At 60.7% G+C, this 23,056-nt stretch carries 20 protein-coding genes; 17 read left to right on the forward strand and 3 right to left on the reverse strand.

Annotated features, from left to right (window positions below; genetic code table 11):
• The first annotated feature begins 202 nt into the window (after window positions 1-202).
• Genes ndk through ACEW8N_RS10250 form a run of 3 tightly spaced genes read left to right on the forward strand, consistent with a single transcriptional unit; the run spans window position 203 to window position 2,237 of the window.
• The gene (gene ndk, locus ACEW8N_RS10240) at window positions 203-625 is read left to right on the forward strand and encodes a nucleoside-diphosphate kinase (RefSeq protein WP_373499718.1); all 423 of its coding nucleotides are present in this window, start codon (window positions 203-205) and stop codon (window positions 623-625) included.
• Window positions 622-1,410 carry an RNA methyltransferase gene (locus tag ACEW8N_RS10245; RefSeq protein ID WP_373499719.1) on the forward strand — a complete coding sequence of 263 codons (789 nt, stop codon included), beginning with the start codon at window positions 622-624 and terminating at the stop codon, window positions 1,408-1,410. Before ndk ends, ACEW8N_RS10245 begins: the two co-directional genes overlap by 4 nt.
• Window positions 1,401-2,237: a fumarylacetoacetate hydrolase family protein gene (locus ACEW8N_RS10250; RefSeq protein WP_373499720.1), complete on the forward strand. Its 837-nt coding sequence runs from the start codon at window positions 1,401-1,403 to the stop codon at window positions 2,235-2,237. Before ACEW8N_RS10245 ends, ACEW8N_RS10250 begins: the two co-directional genes overlap by 10 nt.
• On the opposite strand, the gene ACEW8N_RS10255 is transcribed toward ACEW8N_RS10250, so the two are convergent.
• The 3 genes from ACEW8N_RS10255 to lnt form a co-directional block, all read right to left on the reverse strand.
• A complete protein-coding gene (locus ACEW8N_RS10255; protein WP_373499721.1) occupies window positions 2,212-2,784 on the reverse strand; it encodes an HD domain-containing protein in 573 nt (190 codons plus the stop codon). The two genes, ACEW8N_RS10250 and ACEW8N_RS10255, sit on opposite strands and share 26 nt — an antisense overlap.
• A gap of 60 nt (window positions 2,785-2,844) precedes the next feature.
• Window positions 2,845-3,937, reverse strand: a protein-coding gene (prfB, locus tag ACEW8N_RS10260) for a peptide chain release factor 2 (protein WP_373499722.1) whose coding sequence is annotated in 2 segments (ribosomal slippage) — window positions 2,845-3,867 and window positions 3,869-3,937 — 1,092 coding nt in all. Because the reading frame shifts where the segments join, the coding sequence is not laid out codon by codon here.
• Window positions 3,934-5,526 (reverse strand): apolipoprotein N-acyltransferase, encoded by a 1,593-nt coding sequence (gene lnt / locus ACEW8N_RS10265; RefSeq protein WP_373499723.1) that lies wholly within the window; start codon window positions 5,524-5,526, stop codon window positions 3,934-3,936. The genes prfB and lnt overlap by 4 nt, the downstream gene beginning before the upstream one ends.
• A 431-nt stretch (window positions 5,527-5,957) precedes the next feature.
• Between lnt and cooS the strand changes: the two genes are divergently transcribed.
• From cooS to ACEW8N_RS10335, 14 genes are all read left to right on the forward strand, one after another.
• Window positions 5,958-7,934, forward strand: a complete 1,977-nt coding sequence (gene cooS / locus ACEW8N_RS10270; RefSeq protein ID WP_373499724.1) for an anaerobic carbon-monoxide dehydrogenase catalytic subunit — start codon at window positions 5,958-5,960, stop codon at window positions 7,932-7,934.
• 353 nt (window positions 7,935-8,287) lie between these two features.
• Window positions 8,288-8,734, forward strand: a complete 447-nt coding sequence (locus ACEW8N_RS10275) for a flavodoxin domain-containing protein (RefSeq protein ID WP_373499725.1) — start codon at window positions 8,288-8,290, stop codon at window positions 8,732-8,734.
• 171 nt (window positions 8,735-8,905) lie between these two features.
• Entirely contained in the window at window positions 8,906-9,712 is an 807-nt protein-coding gene (locus tag ACEW8N_RS10280; RefSeq protein WP_373499726.1) for an MlaE family ABC transporter permease, read from the forward strand.
• A gap of 6 nt (window positions 9,713-9,718) precedes the next feature.
• Window positions 9,719-10,930, forward strand: coding sequence for an ATP-binding cassette domain-containing protein (locus ACEW8N_RS10285; protein ID WP_373499727.1), 1,212 nt, complete (start codon window positions 9,719-9,721; stop codon window positions 10,928-10,930).
• A 15-nt stretch (window positions 10,931-10,945) separates the two neighbouring features.
• On the forward strand, window positions 10,946-11,413 hold the full coding sequence (gene mlaD, locus ACEW8N_RS10290) for an outer membrane lipid asymmetry maintenance protein MlaD (protein ID WP_373499728.1): 468 nt from the start codon (window positions 10,946-10,948) through the stop codon (window positions 11,411-11,413).
• Window positions 11,414-11,512: 99 nt separating this feature from the next.
• Window positions 11,513-12,136 (forward strand): ABC transporter substrate-binding protein, encoded by a 624-nt coding sequence (locus ACEW8N_RS10295; RefSeq protein ID WP_373499729.1) that lies wholly within the window; start codon window positions 11,513-11,515, stop codon window positions 12,134-12,136.
• Between the two features lie 62 nt (window positions 12,137-12,198).
• Window positions 12,199-12,978, forward strand: a complete 780-nt coding sequence (locus tag ACEW8N_RS10300) for a VacJ family lipoprotein (RefSeq protein WP_373499730.1) — start codon at window positions 12,199-12,201, stop codon at window positions 12,976-12,978.
• Window positions 12,979-13,000: 22 nt separating this feature from the next.
• Window positions 13,001-13,741: a lysophospholipid acyltransferase family protein gene (locus ACEW8N_RS10305; RefSeq protein WP_373499731.1), complete on the forward strand. Its 741-nt coding sequence runs from the start codon at window positions 13,001-13,003 to the stop codon at window positions 13,739-13,741.
• 307 nt (window positions 13,742-14,048) lie between these two features.
• A complete protein-coding gene (locus tag ACEW8N_RS10310) occupies window positions 14,049-16,454 on the forward strand; it encodes a 3-hydroxyacyl-CoA dehydrogenase NAD-binding domain-containing protein (RefSeq protein WP_373499732.1) in 2,406 nt (801 codons plus the stop codon).
• Window positions 16,455-16,719: 265 nt separating this feature from the next.
• Complete coding sequence (locus ACEW8N_RS10315; protein WP_373499733.1) at window positions 16,720-17,904, forward strand: acetyl-CoA C-acyltransferase; 1,185 nt, start codon at window positions 16,720-16,722, stop codon at window positions 17,902-17,904.
• A gap of 280 nt (window positions 17,905-18,184) precedes the next feature.
• Window positions 18,185-20,029, forward strand: coding sequence for an ATP-dependent zinc metalloprotease FtsH (ftsH, locus tag ACEW8N_RS10320; RefSeq protein ID WP_373499734.1), 1,845 nt, complete (start codon window positions 18,185-18,187; stop codon window positions 20,027-20,029).
• A gap of 147 nt (window positions 20,030-20,176) precedes the next feature.
• On the forward strand, window positions 20,177-21,292 hold the full coding sequence (locus tag ACEW8N_RS10325) for an NAD(P) transhydrogenase subunit alpha (protein ID WP_373499735.1): 1,116 nt from the start codon (window positions 20,177-20,179) through the stop codon (window positions 21,290-21,292).
• Window positions 21,293-21,313: 21 nt separating this feature from the next.
• Complete coding sequence (locus ACEW8N_RS10330; protein ID WP_373499736.1) at window positions 21,314-21,604, forward strand: NAD(P) transhydrogenase subunit alpha; 291 nt, start codon at window positions 21,314-21,316, stop codon at window positions 21,602-21,604.
• Window positions 21,601-23,004, forward strand: a complete 1,404-nt coding sequence (locus tag ACEW8N_RS10335; protein ID WP_373499737.1) for an NAD(P)(+) transhydrogenase (Re/Si-specific) subunit beta — start codon at window positions 21,601-21,603, stop codon at window positions 23,002-23,004. The genes ACEW8N_RS10330 and ACEW8N_RS10335 overlap by 4 nt, the downstream gene beginning before the upstream one ends.
• Window positions 23,005-23,056 lie beyond the last annotated feature (52 nt).

A 23,056-nucleotide genomic window follows, 5' to 3' on the forward strand; every position in this document is an offset into this window, starting at 1 on the left:
CCGATCTGTCGCCGAAAAAACCGGATCACAATGGAAATCCTGCACCCGACGGGATCTCCGAACCGGGCCATGGTCCGCATTCCAAACCCCCGCAGGCGGTAACACATGGATTTTTTTGCGACATCCCCATGCCCGTTGACTTGGCCCCCGCCTTTTGATATGGCACCGGGGAACCTAAACCCATGAAAGGAAACGTGCCATCATGATTGAAAGAACCTTATCCATCATCAAACCCGACGGCGTGGCCAGGGGGCTCATCGGAGAGGTGATCAAGCGCTTTGAATCGGCGGGCATCCGGATTGCCGCCATGAAGATGATCCACATGACCTCCCCCCAGGCCGAGGGGTTTTACGCCGTTCACCGGGAGCGCCCCTTTTTCGGCAGCCTCACGGCGTTCATGAGTTCGGGGCCTGCGGTCGTCATGGTGCTGGAGGGCGACGGCGTCATTGCCAAAAACCGTGAACTGATGGGCGCCACCAACTACAAGGACGCCGCCGAGGGCACCATCCGAAGGGATTTTGCCACGGACATCGAGAAAAACATCGTCCACGGATCGGACGCCCCCGAAACCGCCGCATTCGAGATCGGCTATTTCTTCAACAGCTTTGAGATCGTCGGCGGATGACCGAGGCCGTCACCCTGGACCATATCACCATCGTCCTGCACCAGCCCCGGTATCCCGAAAATATCGGGGCCGCGGTGCGGGCCATGCGGAACATGGGAATCGGCAAGCTCACGGTGGTCGACCCCCGGGAGTACGATCTTGAAAAAATCCGGAAAATGGCCACCCACGCCTGCCTGGAGACCGTGGAAGGCATTCAACTCAAAGCCACCCTCAAAGAGGCCCTCGAACCGTTCCAGTACGTGGTCGGCACCACCGCCCGCCTGGGGGGGCAGCGCAGGACCAGCGCCCCGGCCGCCATGGCCGAGAAGCTCATCGCCGTCTCGCGGGAGAACCAGGTGGCCGTCGTCTTCGGGAGGGAAGACCGGGGCCTGGCCAACGACGACCTCGTTCTCTGCCACGAGCTGGTCCATATCCCCACCGCCGAGTTTTCCTCCCTCAACCTGGCCCAGGCGGTCATGGTCATGTGCTATGAACTCTTCAACGCCGGGAGTGAATCGAAGCCCGCCTTCGCCCCCCGCATGGCCAGCCGGCGGGAGCTGGACGACATGCTCGATCAGCTCAAGGAAATCCTCATCAAGATCTGCTACATCAACCCGGAGAACCCGGACTACTGGATGCACCACCTGCGCCAGTTCTTCACCCGCATCCAGGCGCGGGCCAGGGAGGTCAACATCATCCGCGGGCTGATCCGCCAGGTCGCCTGGCACGCGGAAAAACGCTACCGGGACGGCCTTGACGACGGCCGGGGCACCCCCGGGGAAAAGGAGACGGAAGGATGCGGCTGATACGATTCGGTGAGCACGGAAGAGAGCGGCCGGGCCTTTTGAAGGCGGGCGGCATCGTCGATCTGCGCGCCTGTTTTCCGGACATCCCGGACATCGGGGAGGATTTCTTCGCCGGCGGATGGGCGGCCCGGGCTGCCGGGATCACGGACCCCGGGCAGCCGACGGCGGCCCGGCTGGGCCCGCCGATCCGGCGCCCCTCCAAGATCATCTGCCTCGGCAAGAACTACCTGGAGCATGCCCGGGAGGGCGGATTCGACTCCCCCCCGGCGCCGCTGCTGTTCGCCAAGGCCCCCTCCAGCCTCACCGGGCCGACCGACCCGATCCTTCTGCCCGAGACGAGCGGCCAGGTGGACTGGGAGGTGGAGCTGGCCGTGGTCATAGGAAAGGCCGGGAAACGGATCGACCGCCGGGACGCCTTCCTTCATATCGCGGGATTCACGGTGATGAACGACGTCTCGGGGCGGGAGGCCCAGTTCGGCGACGGCCAGTGGTTCCGCGGGAAATCCTTCGACACCTTCGCGCCCCTGGGGCCGGCCATCGTGACCCCCGACGAGATTCCGGACATCACGGAACTCCGCCTCGAAACGCGGGTGAACGGCCAGGTGATGCAGACGGGCACCACCCGGGACCTGATCTTCGACATCCCCGCCATCATCGCCTACATCAGCCGCGACATCACCCTGTGGCCCGGGGACATCATCTCGACGGGGACCCCCGCCGGGGTGGGGATCTTCCGGGACCCGCCCGTCACCCTCCGGGACGGGGACGTGGTGGAATGCAGCATCGAGGGTATCGGTACCCTCAGGAACCGGGTGAGGGCTCAGTAAGGGCGTCTTTGCCCTCGAACCGACGAATCCAGGCGCGGAACACCGCGGCCTTGTCCGGCCCGAAGCGTTCCAGCCCCCGGAGGATCTCCGTCACCGGTTTTTCAGCCGCATCGCCGCCCTTGGAATAAAATTTGTCCGCATAGGCGATGATCTCCTCCTCCAGGGTGACGGGGCGCATGTCGCGCAGGGGGAGCGGCAGGGCCTGGCCCACAATGTCATCCGGGGTGATGCCCACGCCCACGTGGCGCTCGCACACGAGGGCGTGGCGGAACAGCCCTTTCCGCTCCAGGAGCTCCCGGCCGAGGTACCCGTGGCAGACATAGGGACAGGTCCCCGTGCAGCCGATCTTTCGGGCCCGGGTCAGGAAGATGCCGATATCATGGAGAAGGGCCGCCTCCTCGATGAACTTGAGGTCAGGCGCCCCGCACCCCAGACGCCGGGCAACGTCAAGTGCCTTTTTCGCAACCTGCTCGCCGTGGCGGATCATGATCCGGTGGGGTTCGGATCCGGGGGCATAGAATTCGGAAATCAATTCATACGGGTTCATCGCTCTCCTGCCGGCTCCCGCCCGTCGCAGCCCGGGACGCGTCCGCCGGGGGGATGGAGGCTACCTGCCGCGGCTCAGCAGCACGCCCTCGATGAAAACGTCGATATCTCCGTCCAGAACGCTGTTCACATTCCCGACATCCAGTCCGATCCGGTGGTCCTTCACCATCTGGTAGGGCTGGAGCACATAGGAGCGGATCTGGTTCCCCCAGGCGATGTCGTCCTTGCCGGCGGTCATCTCCTCGATCTTCTCGTCCTGTTTCCTTTTTTCAAAATCGTAGAGCCGCGAGCGCAGGACCTTCATGGCCAGATCCTTGTTCCGGTGCTGGGATTTCTCCTGCTGGCACTGCACCACGATCCCCGTGGGCAGGTGGGTGATCCGGACCGCGCTGCTCGTCTTGTTGACGTGCTGGCCGCCCGCGCCGCTGGCCCGGTAGACGTCCACCCGAAGGTCCTTTTCATCGATGTCGACGACGATCTCGTTGTCCAGTTCGGGGAAGACGAAGACCGACGCAAACGAGGTGTGACGCTTTCCGCTGGCATTGAAGGGCGAAATCCTCACCAGGCGGTGAATGCCCTTTTCAGACCGCAGATATCCATAGGCATTCAGCCCCTCGGCCGTGAAGGTGACGCTCTTGATGCCGGCCTCGTCCCCCGGCTGAAGGTCGATGATTTCGCTCTTGTAGCCCTTCCGCTCGACCCACCGGGCGTACATGCGAAAGAGCATCTCCGCCCAGTCCTGGGCTTCGGTGCCGCCCGCGCCGGCATTGATGGAGATGATGGCGTTGTTTTCGTCGTTCTCGCCGTCGAGCATAAGGTCCAGGGAAAATGCCTTGAGCCGCTTCTCGATGGAGAGGATTTCCCGGGCGGCCTCGGCCTCCGGGTCGTTTTCCTCCAGGGCCATGTCGAGGAGCAGCTCGCCGTCCTCCACCCCCTGGGCCAGATTCATGTACTGGTCAACCTTGAGGGCGATGGAGGTTCTTTCCTTCAGGATCAGCTTGCTCTGGTCGGGGTGGTTCCAGAAGCCTTCGGCGGCGCTGATCTTTTCGATTTCTTCCAGGCGTTTTTCTTTTCCCGCGAGGTCAAAGATACCCTCGTAACTGTTCCAGTTTGGCGTGCATTTCCTTGATCGTCTGTTTGAGTTCGGTGTTCATGGGGTTTTCCTCCTGAATGTTGCGATGCATGACATCATTACTGCAATCCCTGAGCAGGCGGCTGCAAACCAGTCCCCCGCGCGGGTGTAGGGCGTTTTCCGGGTCAGCACCGGGACGGCGCGCGTCACGGCCGCGTCGACGAAGAGGGGGGTGCTTCCTTCCACCCGGCCCACCGGATCGATGAACCCGCTGATCCCCGTGTTGGCCGACCGGATCAGGGCCCGCTTGTTTTCCACGGCCCGGAACACGGCCATGGAAAAATGCTGGTACGGGGCGCTGCTCCGCCCGTACCAGGCGTCGTTGGTGACGTTGACCAGGAGCCCCGCGCCGTTTGCTGCGGCAGCCCTGGACAAATCCGGAAAAATGATTTCATAGCAAATCAGCACCCCGAGCCTGGCACCGGTTCCCGCTCCGGCTCCGCCATGCCGCGGGCCTGCCATACCCAGGGTCTTGCCTTTTTCCCCGGTCTTGAAATCGCCCACCTGAACGACCAGCTTCCGGATGAAGGGCAGCCATTCCTGAAGGGGAACGTATTCCCCGAAGGGCACCAGGTGCACCTTGTCGTATCTTCCGGCCGGACGGCCGTCCGGGGCCACGAGGTAGGCACTGTTGAAATAGTCGATGCCCGTTTTCGACTGCGAAAAGGCCGGGCTGCCGATGACAAAATGGGCGCCGGTCTCCTGGACGCCCCGGATCACCCTCTCCGTCAGGGCCGCGTCGTCGAAGAGGTAGAAGGGGACGGCCGTCTCCGGCCAGACCACAAGGTCCGGCCCGGGGTCGATGCTTCGGGACAGGGCCAGGTATTTCTCGGTGGTCTGCTCCTGAAACGCCGGGTCCCACTTGATCATCTGGTCGATATTCCCCTGGACGACCGCGGCCCGGAGAGACGGCGCCGTCTCCATCATCCTTTCCGTGGACCGGATGCAGAGCGTGCCGTAGGCCAGGGACCCGCCCACGGCGATGAGGGCGGCCAGAAGCCCCCCGGCGGCGTGAGCGGCCTTTACCGGTCGCCCCCGCCAGGGGGATTTGGCCAGATGCGCGGCCGCGAAAAACACGGCGGCATTTCCCAGGACGATCAGAAAAGAGACCCCGTACACACCGAATATATCTGAAATCTGAATCAGATGCAAATTCCCGTACTGGGAATATCCCAGAAGCCCCCAGGGAAATCCGGAAAACAGGAAAGATCGAAGATATTCGAGCCCGGTCCACAGCGCCGGGGCCGCGAAGACCGCCACGAAAACGCCTTTCGCGAGCCTTGCCCACACCATGGCGAAGAGACCGACATATATGGAAAGATAGGCGGAGAGCAGAATCAGTGGCGGCACCGCGAGGTGCCACGGCAGGCCGCCATAGGTCCGCATGGTGTAGACCAGCCAGTAGATCAGCGTCAGGTAATGGACCATCCCCGCCACCATGCCGCGGCGGAATGCCGTCCGGGCGGAGGCACCTCTCAGCGACGTCATGAGGGGCGCCAGGGCAAACCACGCGACCCAGTGCATGTCGACGTCGGGATGCGCCGCGGTGAGCAGCACCCCGGCGGCTCCGGCGAGAAGGTCATCGGTCCATTCGGTTTTTCGTTTCAGCATGTCCATCGGCCAAAAAAAAACCTACACTCCCTGCGTAGGTTTTCCTTCCCTTGAATATGGTTTGGAGGGGTTATCCGACAATACCGGCCGACCTGTCAACCCCATAGGTGCGCGACCGGCAATTTTTTCATCCATTCACTCCAATGACATCAACATTTTGATTGACAAGGCCCTCAAAGTATCATAAATTCTTAGTAACAGTTACTATTAAGAACTAATATATTGTAATTGTTATTAAAAAAATACTTCACTTACTATTTGCATCCGTATCCCAATGCTCCCCTTGACCCGAAGTTTTTTGACACGGCCCTGCTTCAGAAATCGCGATCCGGCTTCGACCGCATCACATGTAGCGGACCGGGTGAAGGAGAAGCGTTCCGCAACGCCAGAAGGACCTTTTTCACTATAATCTTTCCACGAAGGGAGAAACCATGACCGACAAGAAACCGTCAAAAACCATCGAGGCACCCGTCAACTTCAGAGACATCACCATTTGTGACGCCACCATTCAAATGCTCGAAAAGGCCAGGCGGGACGGCGTCGAGACCGCCTTCGACCGGGCCGCGTCCATGAAGGCCTGCCCCATCGGTTCGGACTCCGCCTGCTGCAAGCACTGCTTCATGGGCCCCTGCCGCCTCAATGCCAAGGACCCCTACGGCAAGGTCGGCGTCTGCGGCGCCACCATCGACACCATCATGGCCCGAAACTTTGCCCGAATGGTCGCCGCCGGCGCCGCGGCCCACACCGACCACGGCATGGGCATGCTCGACCTGTTCCGCGAGGTCGTGAGCGGCCACATCACGGAATACCGCATTAAAGACGTCCAGAAGCTGGAGCAGGTCGCCCAGTCCATCGGCATTGAAATCGAGGGACGCACTACCGAAGACATCGCCATGGACCTCTACAAAGAGCTCGAGAGAACCTACACCCAGGTTGAAGGCGAGATCCCCTTTGCCCAGCGCGCCCCCAAGAAAACCCAGGAGACCTGGCGGAAGTACGACATGATCCCCCGGGGTTCCATGCGCGAGATCATGGAGATGATGCACCGCACCCACATGGGCGTGGACCAGGATTTCGAAAACCTCACGAAACAATTCAGCCGGACGGCCTTGGCCGACGGGTGGGGCGGCTCCATGGTGGCGACCGAGATCTCCGACATCCTTTTCGGCACCCCCACGCCCGTCGCCGTCGAAGTCAACATGGGCGTCCTGAAAGAGGACTTCGTCAACATCATCGTCCACGGACACGAGCCCAACATGTTCGAGTCCATGCTGGTCTCCGTCAACGAGCCGACCCTGATTCAGGCGGCTAAAGACGCAGGCGCCAAGGGCCTCAACCTGGTCGGCATGTGCTGCTCCGGCGCAGAGATGATGTCCCGCCACGGCGTGCCCCACGCCGGCAACTTCATGTCCACCGAGGCCATTCTGGTCACGGGCGCCGTCGACGCCATGGTCGTGGACGTGCAGTGCATCAAACAGGGGCTGGTCAAGGTGGCGGAATGCTACGGCACCCCGCTCTTCACCACCAACTACCGGTGCCACATCGAGGGCGCCACCCACATGCAGTTCCATGAAGACCGGCCCAGCGAGTGCACCGACGAGTTGGTCATCAAGGCCGTCAGCCGCTTCAAGGGCCGCAACAAACCCATCGAAATCCCGAAGATGCGCAACATGGGCATCCACGGATTCTCCCACGAGTACATCAACTACATGCTGGGCGGCACCTTCCGGGGCTCCTACACCCCGCTCAACGACAACATCATCAACGGCCGCATCCGCGGCGTCGCCGGCGTCGTGGGCTGCACCAACCCCCGCGTCAAACAGGACTGGGTCCATGTGGAGCTGGTCAAAGAGCTGATCCGGAACGACGTCCTCGTCGTCCAGACCGGATGCTCCCAGGTGGCCCTCGCCAAGGCGGGCCTGCTGACCCCCGAGGCGGCCCATCTCGCCGGCCCCGGCCTGAGCGAGGTCTGTGAAACCGTCGGCATGCCGCCGGTCCTGGGCCTGGGCTCCTGCGTCGACAACAGCCGCATCCTCATCGCCTGCACCGAGATGGTCAAAACCGGCGGCCTGGGCGACAGCATCGCCGACTTGCCCGTTGCCGGCGCCGCACCCGAGTACATGAGCGAGAAGGCCATCGCCATCGGGCAGTACTTCGTCGCCTCGGGCGTCTACACGGTCTTCGGCGTCACCTTCCCGATCGTGAAGGATACGAAATTCCATGATATGCTGTTCCGGCGCATGGAAGAGGAGTGGGGACTCGGCAAATGGGGATTCTCGCCGGATCCCTATGAGATGGCCCGGATGATGATCGAGCACATCGACAAGAAACGCAAGGCCCTGGGCATCGACAAGGCCAGAGATCGCGTCATGATGGACTTCGCGGATCGCCAGAAACTGGAAGCATAGGCATCTGCTGAATGGATCCGGGGGGCTTGGTCACAAGCCCCCCTTTTTTTGGGGTTTCCCATCGGCCTTGCCCGGGCGGGAAAGACCGCGCACCAACGCTTCACCGGGCGGGTTGTTTCGAAAATGATGGAAGGCCGCGCTCTTTTTATTGCTCGATATCTTGATTGACATACGTAAGGATATGTCTTAAAAAGAGCGATTCCAATCGGTCTCAAGCGCTTTGATCAAAGCATCCCTGCCCTTGAGGTGGCTGCACAGACACGATCCCATCGTCGTCTGAGATCAGCCTTGATAAAAAGATCCGAAACTTGTTACTCAGGCACCAAAACCAATAAAAAGAGGGAGGTCCATTAATGAAGAAAGTGCTGATTGCGTATGCGAGCCGAACGGGAAAAACCCAGAAAATGGCTGAATTTATCGCTGAAGGCATTCGTATCTCAGGCCATGCCGCGGACGTCAAAAAAATTTCCGACTTCAAAAAAGCCGAAGAAATCGACAATTACGATGCCTATGTGTTCGGCTGTCCGACATACCACAGGGATATGACCGCAGGCATGAAAACCTTTCTTTTTCTGGCGGAAAACCTCAATCTCACGGGAAAGATGGGCGGGGCCTTCGGATCCTATACCCACAGCGGGGAATCAGCTCCCATGATATTCGACACCATGGAATTCGTCTACAAAATGGACATGACGGACCTGGGTGCTTTGAGCCTCAAAGAGGCGATCATCGACACGACCGACGGCAAAAAAGCCTGTCAGGACTACGGCAAGTCCGTGGGGACGAAACTCCCTCTGTAGGAACGCCGGCGGCATCCGTGCCGGCCTGATTTGAGCATTTCGAAGACCGGGGCCCGTTCCCCGGTCTTTTTTTTGGAGCCAAATGCCCCTTGACACGCCCATGACGCTCGATTATATCTATCAGGCTAAAGAAACTATTTTTTCATTTTATTTTATACGCTTAGGATCGCCATGATGGAACCCCCGGCCACGCTCGCAGCGCCGCTTCATACCCTGGGTGCGAAAATCATCTTTATCGTTCGGGAACTGGGTCGCTTGGCGATCTTTTTCACGCGGGGGGTTGTCCATATCTTTTCCTACCCGATTCAATTTTCCAAATTCATCGATCAGCTCTACTTTATCGGGATGAAATCCGTCCTCGTCATCTGCCTGACGGGGGCCTTTACGGGAATGGTCCTGGGCTTCCAGGGGTATTACACCCTGGTCCGGTTCGGATCGGAAGGGATCCTGGGAACCATGGTGGCTTTGACGCTCATCCGCGAGCTGGGACCCGTCCTCACGGCCATCATGATCACGGGAAGGGCCGGGTCCGCCATGGCCGCGGAGATCGGGATCATGCGCATTTCCGAACAGATCGATGCCCTCGAAACCATGGGCATCAATTCCATCCGGTTTCTTTTCAGCCCCCGCCTCCTGGCTTCCTTTATCAGCTTTCCCCTTCTGACGGCCATTTTCGACGCCGTCGGCATCTTCGGCGGGTACCTGACCGGGTCGCTCCTCCTGGGCATCAGCCCCGGCATCTACTTCTACCGGGTGGAATACAGCGTTCAGATGGTCGACATCAACGGCGGATTCATCAAGGCCGTCGTCTTTGGCGCGGTGGTCGTCACCATCTGCTGCTTCCAGGGCTATTATACCCACACACGAAAGGAAGGGTTCGGCGCCAAAGGGGTCGGGCTTGCCACAACCTCCGCCGTGGTGATCTCTTCCGTTCTGATTCTGGCAACCGACTATGTGTTGACCTCTTTCTTGATGTAGGTCTGAATGGCGCAGCCTCTGATTCAAATCCAGGATGTCCACAAGGCCTTCGGCGACAACACCGTGCTGAACGGGGTGACCCTGAGCATCTACAAGGGGGAGATCACCGCCATCATCGGCAAGAGCGGCGAGGGCAAGAGCGTACTCCTGAAGCACATCATCGGCCTCATCGAGCAGGACCGGGGAACGATCTTTTTTGAGGGCGTGCCCGTCTCCGGGATGAACAAGGACGAACGGAAGGCCCTGAAAAAAAAGTTCAGCTACATGTTCCAGGAAACCGCCCTTTTCGATTCCATGACCGTCTTCGAAAACATCGCCCTGCCGCTAAAAGAGAAAACCCGGTTGTCCAAGAGCAAGATCCGGGAGCGGGTGCAGGATAAGATGCATCAGCTCGACCTGGTCGATATCGACGGCGTATACCCCTCTCAGCTTTCCGGAGGCATGAAAAAACGGGTCGCGCTGGCCCGGGCACTGGTCACCGAACCCGAGATCATCCTCTTCGATGAACCCACGACAGGCCTGGATCCGGTCCGGAAAAACGCGGTTCACAGCATGATATCCGATTACCAGAAGCGCTTCGGGTTCACGGGCGTCGTCGTCAGCCATGAAATCCCTGGAATCTTTTACATATCCCAGCGCATTGCCATGATTGATGGGGGCAGGATCATCTTCGAGGGCAGCGCGGATAAAATCCAACTCTCCGAAAATACCATCATTCAGGAGTTCATCCTGGGACTGGAGAGCCGGCATGACGACCTGACGGGGCTGCCGCCCCAGCCCCAGGGGGAGCGGCGCTTCCAGGAGGAGATGGCACGCATGCGGGACGACAATCGCACTTTCACGATTGTGATCCTGACCATCGAAAACCTGGACATGGTGAAAAAAATGGCCGGATACGAGGCCCAGCAGGACGCCTTCAGGCGGTTTGCAAACCGTGTGCAGCGCCACCTGCGGATCACCGATGTCTGCTCGCGCCTCGGGATGAACAAGATGATGCTGATTCTCCCCCGAACGGACAGGGGCCGCGCCCAGGAACTCTGCAGGGCCATGGCGGAAAAATTCAAATCCGACGGCCACCTGGAGATTCAGGCCTACCCGGGGTTCTGTTTCTCCGTCAGCGCGGGAATAGCGGAGGCGGCGCTGGACAAGCCCATTGCGCAGCTCATCATCACGGCGGAATCGGCGAAAAACATCTTTTACGAATTCAAGGTCTGTTAGCGCCATGGAGGCTGCATGAAAAAAGGAACCGTCGAAGCGGCCGTGGGTATGTTTGTCGTCCTGGGGCTGCTCTGCGTGGGGTATCTCACCATCAAACTGGGTAAAATGGACTGGATCGGAGGAAACTTTTATACCGTCAACGCCCGTTTCCAGTCGGTGTCGGGCCTCAAGGAAGGCGCCGAGGTCGTGATTGCCGGCGTGGTCGTCGGCAAAGTGGATCATATCCGGTTGGACCGTGACCGGATGGAGGCCGTCGTCGAAATGAGAATCCAGCGGGAAGTCTCGCTTTCAGACGATGTCATCGCATCCGTAAAGACCGCGGGACTGATCGGAGACAAATATATCCGGATGACGCCCGGCGGATCGGAAGAAATCATCCCGCCGGGGGGCATGATCATCGAGACCGAATCCCCCATCGATATCGAGGAGTTGGTCGGCAAATACGTCTTCGGCGGCGTCACAGGCCCCTCCGGGCAGGATTGAAACCGGGCAGAAGAAAATGAAATCGCAGCCTCCCCGATCCACGTGGACCGGCCTGGATGATTTCAATACTATTTTAAATTTCTCAGAAAGGAGACACTGATGTTCAAAGTGATCCCTGTTGTCCTCATACTGATTTTCCATGTCCAGGCGCTGGCCTACGGCGCCCAGCCGCAGCCCATGGACGATATCCGGCCGCCCATCGAGAAGGGCATCGCCCTCCTGAAAGATCCGCAATACACCCGCCCGGGGCAGTTCACGGCCCAGCGGGAAAAGATCTGGGAGACCATCCGGGATATCTTCGATTTCAGGATCATCTCCATGATGTCCCTGGCCATGGATTGGAAATCCTTCACCCCGAAACAGCAGGACGAGTTCATCGAAGCCTTCACGGAGCTGCTCAAAAACAACTATCTGAACAAGATCCAGGGACAGTTTCACGATGAGGAGATCGTCTTCCTCGGACAGGATCTCCTGAGCGACAAGAAAGCCGTCGTAAAGAGCAAGGTGCTTCGCCAGCAGACCGAAATCCCCATGGACTACAAGGTCGTCTTGAGCCAGGGCAAATGGCGGATCTACGATATCAACATCGAGGGGATCAGCCTCATCAAGAACTACCGAACCCAGTTTAAAAGCATCCTTGCCAAGGAATCCCCCGACCGCCTCATCCGGCGCATCCGGGAAAAAAACCTGGAAGAAGGCACGGACGGCAAGCCCAATGCCTGAGTCGGCGGGCGAAAGATGTGGACGCCCCTTCAGCCTGAAACCTTTCACACAGTGAGATACGCATGATGGAAAAAGAAATCATACGGTGGGCGCGGGTAATGGTTGCGCTTGCGGGCATCCTCTTCTCCGCCCCGGTCGCCCTGGCAGAGGAACCGCCAGTGCAGGAAGAGTCGCTTTCAACCGAAGACGAGGCGTTCGCCTTTGCGGAATCCCTGAGCGAGGATGACGAGGCCCCGCCGCAGATCGCGGATCCCCTTTACTACTGGAACAAGGGGATGTTTCATTTCAACGACAAACTCTATCTGTGGGGCCTGAAGCCCGTTGCCGAGATCTACCGGGCGGTCATGCCCAGGCCTTTTCGCACCGGCATCCAGAATTTCTACGACAACATCAAAATGCCCATCCGGTTCGTCAACTGCCTGCTTCAGTGCAAGACCGACCGGGCGGGCGTGGAGCTGGGAAGGTTCATGGTCAATACCGTCTTCGGCGGCCTGGGATTCTGGAACATGGCGGACCTCGAGTCCAATCTGCAGAAGCCCCCCGAGGAGGACCTGGGGCAGACCTTCGGGGCCTATGGGATCGGGAACGGCTTCTATCTGGTCTGGCCCATTCTGGGCCCCTCGACCCTGAGGGACACCTTCGGCAGGGCCGGGGATATGTTCATCGATCCCGTGGCCTACCTCGCCCCGGAGGCGTCGCCGTTCCTGAGAAGCTACGAACGGATCAACTGGCTTTCGCTGAACGTAGGGGATTACGAATCGGTCATGGAGGCCGCCGTGGATCCCTACGAGTCATTCAAAAACATCTATCTCCAGTATCGCGAAAAAGCAGTCAAACGATGAAAGGGGGCACCAAGAACCCTGCATGAGGAAGATCCGGCGGATACTCTATCAACCCTATAAATGGCTGATCCTGGTCCCGGTTTTCATCGTCAGCACGATTTTCTTCGGCGGCCTCGCCGTGGTCCTGTGCACCTTTCTCTCCCCCAGGATCCCCAGCTACCTCTGCGGCGCCACCTGGGCCAGACTGAACGGCTGGCTCACCCCCATGTTCGTCCGCGTCACCGGCCGGGAATTCATCGACAGAACCCGCTCCTACGTGATCATTTCCAACCACCAGAGCCAGTATGATATTTTCGTCCTCTACGGCTGGCTGGGGATCGATTTCAAATGGGTCATGAAGATCGAATTGAGAAAACTGCCTTTCATCGGGGTGTCCTGCGAACGGCTCGGCCACATCTTCATCGACCGGTCCGACCGCAATGCCGCCATCCGAACCATCAACGCCGCCAAGGAAAAGATTGCCGGCGGGACCTCGGTGCTGTTTTTCCCGGAGGGCACCCGGAGCCGCAGCGGACGACCGGGGGCGTTCAAGAAGGGTGGATTCAAGATGGCCCTGGATCTGGGGCTCCCCATTCTTCCCATCACCATCCGCGGCACGCGGGCCATTCTGCCGCCCGACACATTCGACATCCTTCCCGGAAGAGCGGACCTGATCTTCCATCCGCCGATTGAAACGAGCGGATATCATGACGGCAACTTAAAGGAACTGATCGACCGGGTCCACGCAATCGTGAATTCGCCGCTGGCCTCCCCAATAAATTGAACGCACATTCATTTTTTCCTTTTCCCCCTCCCCGGCCGCAGCCCGGTCCTGCCGCCATCCCTCCGGAAACACTCCGCGGGAAAGATCCCGCCGGGTCGATCCCGCTTTCATCCGCCATGAAAGAATAGATGAAAATTCATCTGTCTTTCAGATTTCCGGCCGATCCGACTTTCATCGCATCTCATTGAAGCCGCTTAATTTGAACCGGCCCCTCAAAGGTTTTTCTTGACATAAAGATCCCCGGTTTGCTAAATGAATGAACATTCATTCATTTTTTAGCGTTTACCTTTCGACTCAGGAGGTCATCATGGTCAGAAAAATAAGAACCGCTGCCGTCATCGGCTCCGGCGTCATGGGCGGAGGCATCGCCGCGCTCCTGGCAAGCGCCGGGGTGAAAACCCTGTTGCTGGATATTGTCCCCTTCGATCTCACGGACGACGAAAAAAACGTTCCGGCCGCCCGCAATCGCATCGTCAGCGCAGGTCTGGCCACGCTCGTCAAATCCCGCCCGCCCCTCCTGATGCACCCCGGGGATGCCGATCTGATCACCATCGGCAACATGGAAGACGATTTTGACAAACTGAAGGCCTGCGACTGGATCATAGAGGTCGTGGTGGAGAACCTCAAGATCAAACAGGCGCTCTTTCAGCGCATCGAACCCCTGAAAAAGCCCGGCGCCATCGTCTCCTCCAACACCTCCGGCATCCCCCTCAGGAAAATGACCGAAGGCCTGGGCACCGAATTCAAACAGCATTTTCTGGGCACCCATTTCTTCAATCCGGTCCGCTACATGAAGCTGCTCGAGATCATCCCGGGCGAGGAGACCCTCCCCGAGATCCTCGCATTCATCGCCGACTTCGGGGAGCGCATCTTGGGCAAAGGCATCGTCTGGGCCAAGGACACCCCCAATTTCGTGGGGAACCGCATCGGCGTCCACGGCATCGTCAAGGCCATGCAGTTGATGGTTGAAGACGGGCTCACCATCCCCGAGGTCGACGCCCTGTTCGGGCCGGCCCTGGGGCGCCCCAAGACCGCCATGTTCAAGACCACCGACCTCGTGGGCCTCGACACCATGGGACATGTGGCCGGCAACACCTACGACCTAGTGCCCGACGACGAGCAGCGGGAGGCCTTCCAGGTCCCGGAATTCATCCACCGGATGATCGAGAAAAAATACCTTGGCAAGAAGGCGAAGAGCGGTTTCTACAAGACCGACCTGACGCCGGAATGGAAGAAGGTCCGGAAGGTCATCCAGGTCGACACCCTCGAATACGCGGAGTATGGCGCCCCCGATTTCCCCTGCCTCGCCGAGGCCAAAAAGGCCAAAACCCTGCCGGAGAAGATGAAGGCCGTCCTCTACGGCGACGACAGGGGCGCCCGGTTCGCCTGGAAGGCCATGGCCTGGGCCTTGATCTACGCCGCCAACCGCGTGCCTGAGATCTCCGACACCATCGTCGAGATCGACAATGCCATGAAATGGGGCTACAATTTCGAAATGGGCCCCTTTGAGACCTGGGAGGCCCTCGGCCTCCGGCAGTCCGTGGAAAAAATGACGGCAGACGGCATGCCGGTCCCGGAGAAGATCCGGAAGATGCTCGACGCGGGCCACGAAACCTTTTACCGGACGGTGGAGGGGAAAAAATACTACTACGATTTCGCCTCAGGCGACTTCAAGCCCATGGCCGTCTCCGGCAACATCATCACCCTGGCAGCCCTCAAATCCTCGGGGAAAACCATCGATTCCTGCAAATCAGCCTCCCTCGTGGATCTGGGAGACGGCGTCTTCTGCTGCGAGTTTCATTCCAAAATGAACGCCATCAACGCCGAGATCGTCGACTTCATCGGCGGGGCCCTCGACTACGTGAACGACAACGGCGTCGGCCTCGTCATCGGCAACCAGGCCGGCGGCATGCCCGGCGCCTTCTCGGCCGGGGGGGACCTGTTCTACATGGCGGGCCTGGCCCAGGCGGGCAAATACGAAGAGATCGACGCCTTCCTCAAAAAGGCCCAGGACGGCCTCCAGCGCGCCCGATACGCCGCCTTCCCGGTGGTGGCGGCCCCGTTCGGCCTGGCCCTGGGCGGCGGCTGCGAGGTCTGCCTCGCGGCCGACCGGATCGTGGCCCACGCGGAGCTTTACATGGGGCTCGTGGAGATCGGCGTCGGCCTGCTTCCGGCCGGCGGCGGATGTACCAACCTCTGGAAGAAGTTCATCGCCGCCATTCCGGAGGCCGTGACCGCAGCAGACCTGCCGACCTTCTTCCTGCCGGTCTTCCAGGCCATCGCCATGGCCAAGGTCTCCTCCTCCGCGGCCGACGCCCGGAGCATCGGGCTGCTCGGGCCAGGGGACCGCATCGTCTTCAGCCGCGACCATCTCATCGGCGAAGCCAAGAAAGAGGTGCTGCGGATGGTTGATGAGGGATATGCCCCGCCCGTCAAGCGAAAGATCCCGGTGGCCGGACAGGCGGCCCAGGGCATGGTCCATGCGGAGCTGTTCAACCTCCAGAGCGGTGGATTCGTGAGCGAATACGACGTCTTTCTGGCCCGTCGGATCGCCTATGTCATCTCGGGGGGCGACGTGAAAAAGGACACCGTCGTGGAGGAAGACCTGCTGCTCAAACTCGAACGGGACGCCTTCGTAGATTTCTGGAAGCAGGAGAAGACCGCGGCCCGGGTGGCGCACATGCTGAAAACCGGAAAGCCCCTGAGAAACTGATCGGACACCCTCGCCCGGCATGCCGGCCTGCGGCTTTTCCCGCATCGGTCATGCCGCCCCGGGCAGTCCATCACCGTGACCTGTTTGAACCTTTGATGCGCTCGCAAAAAGTCGATTTCCAGACGGTTTCGCAAGAAGGCCGAGATCAAGGCTTGCGAATCCCGAGGAATGAGGCGTACTTAAAGTACGCCGCAGTGACGAGGGGTGAGCGTAACGCAGATATCGGCCTTTTTGCGGAACCGTCAACATTTGGAGGAACCTAACCATGAGAGATGCATATATCGTCACATCCGTCAGAACCCCCGGCTGCAGAAGAAACAAGGGGGCCTTCAAGGACACCCGGCCCGAAGAGCTGCTGTCCTTTATCCTGAAATCAGCCGTGGAAAAGACCCCGGGCCTCGCCCCCGCCATGATCGATGATGTCATGGTCGGCTGCGCCTTTCCCGAGGCCGAACAGGGCCTCAATATCGGCCGCATCGCCGCCCGGATCGCTGGATTTCCCGAGACGGTCGGCGGCGCCACCGTCAACCGCTTCTGCGCCTCGGGCCTCGAGGCCATCGCCCTGTGCGCCATGCGCATCATGACGGGCTGGTCCGACATCGCCGTGGGCGGCGGCGTGGAATCCATGACCTTCGTGCCCATGGGGGGCAACCAGCCCCGCCCCGACGCCGACTTCACCCGGGAGCATCCGGACCTTTACGTTTCCATGGGCATCACGGCCGAAAACGTGGCCTCGCGGTACAACATCTCCCGGAAGGACCAGGATGAATTCGCCTGTCAGTCCCAGATGAAGGCGGCGGCGGCCCTGAAGGGACAGCTTTTCAAGGAGATCGTGCCCACCCCGGCGGTCAAATTCGTGATGCAGGCCGACGGCACCTACAAAAAGGAGACCTTTCTCCAGGATTTCGACGACGGCATCCGTCCGACCACCACCGTTGAAGATCTTTCCAAGCTGTTTCCCGTCTTCCGGGCGAACGGGTCGGTCACCGCCGGGAACTCCTCCCAGACAACGGACGGCGCCGCCGCATCCGTGATCATGAGCGGGGAGATGGCGAAAAAACTGGCTGTGACACCTGTCGCAAAACTCAAATATTACACCACCGTGGGGTGCCGTGCGGACGAGATGGGTGTCGGCCCCCGGTACGCCATTCCCAAGCTTTTAAAGATGGCCGGCCTCACGGTTGACGACATCGGGCTGTGGGAGATCAACGAAGCCTTTGCCTCCCAGGCCCTCTACTGCATCCGGGAACTGGGAATCGACAAATATATGGACCGGATCAATGTCTTCGGGGGCGCCATCGCCCTGGGGCACCCCCTGGGATGCACCGGCGCAAAGCTCTGCGCCCAGTTGGTCAACCGCATGAAGGAACGCGGCGTCAGATACGGCGTGGAATCCATGTGCATCGGCGGCGGCATGGGCGCCGCGGCCTTGTTCGAACTGTGTGAATAGAATTCTTTTTGGCTGAAGCGACAATGCCTCAGGGGGGTTCCGCAAGGACCCTCCTGGGTTTTGCGCCGCCTTCCTGTCCGCCATCCGCTGCGATCGCATCCCAGGAACCCATTTCCGCTATTGATTTTTCCCATAAAAACATCATATTTCCAGATCATCGACCCAGTTTCACCGGGATCTGTTTCCAAACCCGACTGGAATGAAGAATCCGCTTCATGGCCCGATCCGCGCCGCCGGGGTGCGAACCGGCAATCCCAGCCGCATTCAAGGGAGCAAAAAAATGGAAAAGCACACCAAGTTCAATTTCTATTATCTGGTCCTGGCCTTCTGGGGCGTTCTCATTCTTCAGAACCTCATCTTCGGGCAGTTCAAGCCCCGGGTAATCCCCTACAGCGAGTTCCTGCAGGCCATCAACGAAAACCGGGTCAAGGAAATCGCCATCGGCAAGGAACAGATCACAGGACGCATGCTGGATGGATCCGGGACCCCGGAGGTCTTCGTCACGGTCCGCGTCGATACGGATCTCTCAAAGACCTTAGAGCAGCACCAGGTCGAGTTCCGGGGAGAGGTGGAAAACACCTTCCTGAAAACCCTCCTCTCCTGGGTGGTGCCGATTTCTCTGTTTTACCTCATCTGGTTTTTCATGATGCGCAAAATGCAGATGTCCCAGGCCGGCATGATGACCTTTGGCAAGAACAAGGCCAAACTGGTGGGAGAAAAGGATGTCGAGACGCGTTTCACCGACGTGGCCGGCGCGGACGAAGCCAAGGAGGAGCTGCAGGAGATCGTCTCCTATCTTAAGGAACCCCAAATCTATCAGGAGCTGGGCGGCCAGATGCCCAAGGGGGTCCTGCTGGTCGGCCCCCCGGGCACCGGAAAAACCCTGATTTCACGGGCCGTGGCCGGGGAAGCCGGGGTGCCCTTCTTCTCCATCAGCGGCTCGGACTTCGTCGAGATGTTCGTGGGCATGGGGGCGGCCCGGGTGCGGGACCTGTTTGTCCAGGCCCGGGAAAAGGCCCCGTGCATCATCTTCATCGATGAACTGGACGCCATCGGCAAGGCCCGGGGCATCGGCGGCATCGGCGGCCACGATGAGCGGGAGCAGACCCTCAACCAGCTTCTCGTGGAAATGGACGGCTTCGATCCGCGAACGGGCGTCATCATCATGGCCGCGACCAACCGCCCCGAGGTATTGGACCCGGCCCTGCTCCGGTCCGGCAGATTCGACCGCCATGTCCTGGTCGACCGCCCCGACGTCAACGGCAGGGAAGCCATTCTGAAGATTCACGCCGAAAAGATCAAACTGGCCAAGGATGTGGACCTTCGCGTTCTCGCTCAGAAAACCGCCGGGTTCTCGGGCGCCGACCTGGCCAACGTCCTCAACGAGGCAGCCCTCCTGGCCGCCCGCAAACGGAAAAAAAGCGTCGGCATGACGGAACTCGACGAGGCGTCCGACCGTCTGATCGGGGGCCTGGAAAAGAAGAACCGGGTCATCAACCCCAATGAGAAAAAGATCGTCGCCTACCACGAAACAGGCCACGCCCTGGTGGCGGCCTTCACGCCCGGGGCCGACAAGGTCCACAAGATCTCCATCATCCCCCGGGGCCTGGCCGCCCTGGGGTACACCCAGCAGCGCCCCACCGAGGACCGCTATCTCATGAGCCGGGAAGAGCTCCTGGGCAAGATCGACGTTCTTCTGGGCGGCCGGATGGCGGAGAAAATCACCTTCGCGGACGTGACCACCGGCGCCGGCAACGACCTGCAGCGGGCCACGGACATCGCCCGGGCCATGGTCTCCGAATACGGCATGGGCGAGACCCTGGGCCTCTCCACCTACCCCCGGCGGCAGACCCCGGTCTTTCTCGGCACCGACCAGACCGGCATGTCCGGCCGGGATTACAGCGACGAGACCGCGGCAAAGCTCGACGCGGAGGTCAAGAAGATCCTCGCCCAGCGGGAAACCCACGTCACCGACATCCTGATGGCGCACCGGGAGACGCTGGTCTCGGTCGCCGAAACGCTCCTTAAAAAGGAGGTCCTGGATGCCGGGGAGTTCGAGGCCCTGGTTCATGGGGGACCGAACGCAACAGGCATAGCCTCGGCGGAACCATCAAAATTCGCTTGACAGATCCCGCAGCGGGCATCATTGTTTGGGTGAATCATCTCGATTTGAATGGCTTGCCTGAACCATTGCGGCCCCGCGGATCTCCGCCGCATAATATCGCCATAGCCTGCTTTTCAATAATCCATGACCCAACCTGAGGAGGGGCCAGTGAAGATCGGTTTTGTATCGGAACGGGATACGGGAGAACCCCGCATCGCTGTCGTGCCTCCGGTGGTCGAAAGATATCGCAAGGCCGGCATCGAGGTTGTCGTGGAGCGGGGCATCGGCTGCCACCTGGGCATGTCCGACGACGCCTTCACGGCAGCCGGGGCTGAAACCGCCGACCGGCGCACCGTTTTGAGTGCACCTGTTCTGGCCCGGCTCCGGGCACCCGAAGACGAGGAGGTCCCCGCCATCCCCGCCGGAACCCTCCACATCAGCTTTCTCGACCCCTTTACCGAGGCCGGCCGGATCGAGCGCATGGCCGCCCGGGGGCTCGCAGCCGCCAGCATGCAGATGATCCCCCGCTCGACTTATGCCCAGAAGATGGACGCCCTGAGTTCCCAGGCCAACCTCGGGGGATACGTGGCGGTGATCCTGGGCGCGGCCCGGTCCGGCAGGATCATGCCCATGATGACCACCCCCGCCGGCACCATCAAGCCCATGACCGTCCTGGTGGTGGGCGTCGGGGTGGCGGGGCTCCAGGCCATCGCCACGGCCCGGAGGCTGGGGGCCCGCGTGTCGGCCTTCGACACCCGGCCGGTGGTCGAGGAGCAGGTCAAGTCCCTCGGGGCCAAGTTCGTCAAGATCGACATCGGCGAGACGGGCCAGACCCAGGACGGATATGCCAGAGAGCTGACCCCCGAACAGCTCCGGATGCAGCGGGACGGCATGGCCAAGATTTGCGCCCAGTCGGATCTCATCATCACGACGGCTCAGGTCTTCGGACGGCCGGCGCCCCGCATCCTCACGGCCGAGATGCTGGCGGCCATGCGCCCCGGCACCATCGTGGTCGACATGGCGGTCGAGAGCGGCGGCAACGTGGAAGGCTCCCGGAAAGACGAGGAGGTCGACGAAAAGGGCGTCATCATCCTGGGACATACGAACCTTCCCGGGCGCGTGCCGGTGGATGCAAGCACCATGTACGCCATGAATGTCTTTCACCTCGTTCAGGAATTCCTCGACGAAAAGACCCGGGAACTTCGCCTCGACGCCGGGAACAAGATCACCGAAGCCTGCCTGCTGACGCGCAGCGGCGCCGTGCTGAAAAAACTTTCCTCCTGAAGTCATTGGAAAGGAGACGCCATGTCCTTTGATATGCTCTTCGTGTTCATGCTGACCATCTTTCTGGGGTTTGAACTCATCTCCAAGGTGCCCTCGACCCTCCATACGCCGCTCATGTCGGGGGCCAACGCCATCTCCGGAATCACCCTCATCGGCGCCCTCGTGGCGGTCAATCTGTCCGGCGCCGGCGGCGCGTTCAGCCATGTGCTCGGGGTCCTCGCGGTGGTCTTCGCCACCATCAACGTGGTCGGCGGCTATGTCGTGACCAACCGGATGCTGGCCATGTTCCGAAAAAAGGACGGTCCCCGATGAACCCTGAGACGGTGAACCCGATCATGGAGCATATCACGTCCCTGGCCTACATCGTTTCGGCTGCCCTGTTCATTTTTGGCCTCAAGATGCTGGGCTCGCCCGAAACCGCGCGCAGGGGCAACCTGGTCTCGGCGGGGGGCATGTTCCTCGCCGTGGTCTTCACCCTGGCCCGGGCCGGGCTCGATTTCAAATGGATCGCCCTGGGCATTGCCGTCGGGACCGCCGTCGGCGTGGTTGCCGCCCTCAAGGTGAAGATGACCGGGATGCCCGAAATGGTGGCGCTCTTCAACGGCGGCGGGGGCCTGGCGAGCATGCTGGTGGGCTGGTCCGAGTTTCACGCCCACCCCGGCCAGACGGCCGTCTTTATCCTGGTGGCGATCTATCTGGCCGTCCTCATCGGCGGCGTAACCTTCACCGGCTCCGTCGTGGCATGGGGGAAACTGAGCGGCGCCATGCCCTCCCGGCCGGTCCTATTCAGCGGCCGGCAGGTCATCAACGGCTGCCTTCTCCTCGCCACCCTGGCGGTGGGGGTGCTCTTCTGCGGCGGCTTCGCTCCGGGGGGGGCGGCGGTTTATGTGCCTGCGGCGGTCCTCCTGTCCCTCATCATCGGCGTGACCACCGTCATCCCCATCGGCGGCGCCGACATGCCCGTGGTCATCTCCCTGCTCAACTCCTATTCGGGGCTGGCGGCCTGCGCGGCCGGGTTCGCCATCGGCAACACCATCCTCATCGTGGCCGGCGGCCTGGTGGGCGCGAGCGGGCTCATCCTCACGAACATCATGTGCAAGGCCATGAACCGGTCCCTGGCCAACGTCCTCTTCAGCGGGTTCGGCTCGGCGCAGGCCAAGATCGGTGCCGGCGCGGAGGAGGGCACCGCCCAGGCCACCTCGGCGCAGGACGCCTACCATGTCCTCGAAGCGGCCTCATCGGTGGTCTTCGTCCCGGGATACGGCATGGCCGTGGCCCAGGCCCAGCACGCCGTCCGTGAGCTGGCGGACCTCATCGAGGCCAACGGCGCCGAGGTGGCCTTCGCCATCCATCCGGTGGCCGGCCGCATGCCGGGGCACATGAACGTGCTCCTGGCCGAAGCCAACGTGCCCTATGACAAGCTGGTGGAGATGGACGACATCAACCAGACCATCGACACCGTCGACGTGTGCATCGTGATCGGCGCCAACGACGTGGTGAACCCGGCCGCGCGGGAAGACGAAGGCAGCCCCATCTTCGGGATGCCCATCATCGAGGCCGACAGGGCGCGGAACGTTTTCGTGCTGAAGCGGTCCATGGCCTCGGGTTTTGCCGGGATCCCCAATCCCCTTTTCTACAAGAGCAACACCCGCATGATCTTCGGTGACGCCAAGGCCACCATCGAAACCCTGGTGGAGGAATTCAAGAGCTGAGGCCCGCCGCCCCCGGAAGCGTCCCCAAGGCACGCAACCGCCCCGCCCCCGA

The organism is Desulfococcus sp. (assembly GCF_041737845.1).
Classification (GTDB): Bacteria; Desulfobacterota; Desulfobacteria; order Desulfobacterales; family Desulfococcaceae; genus Desulfococcus.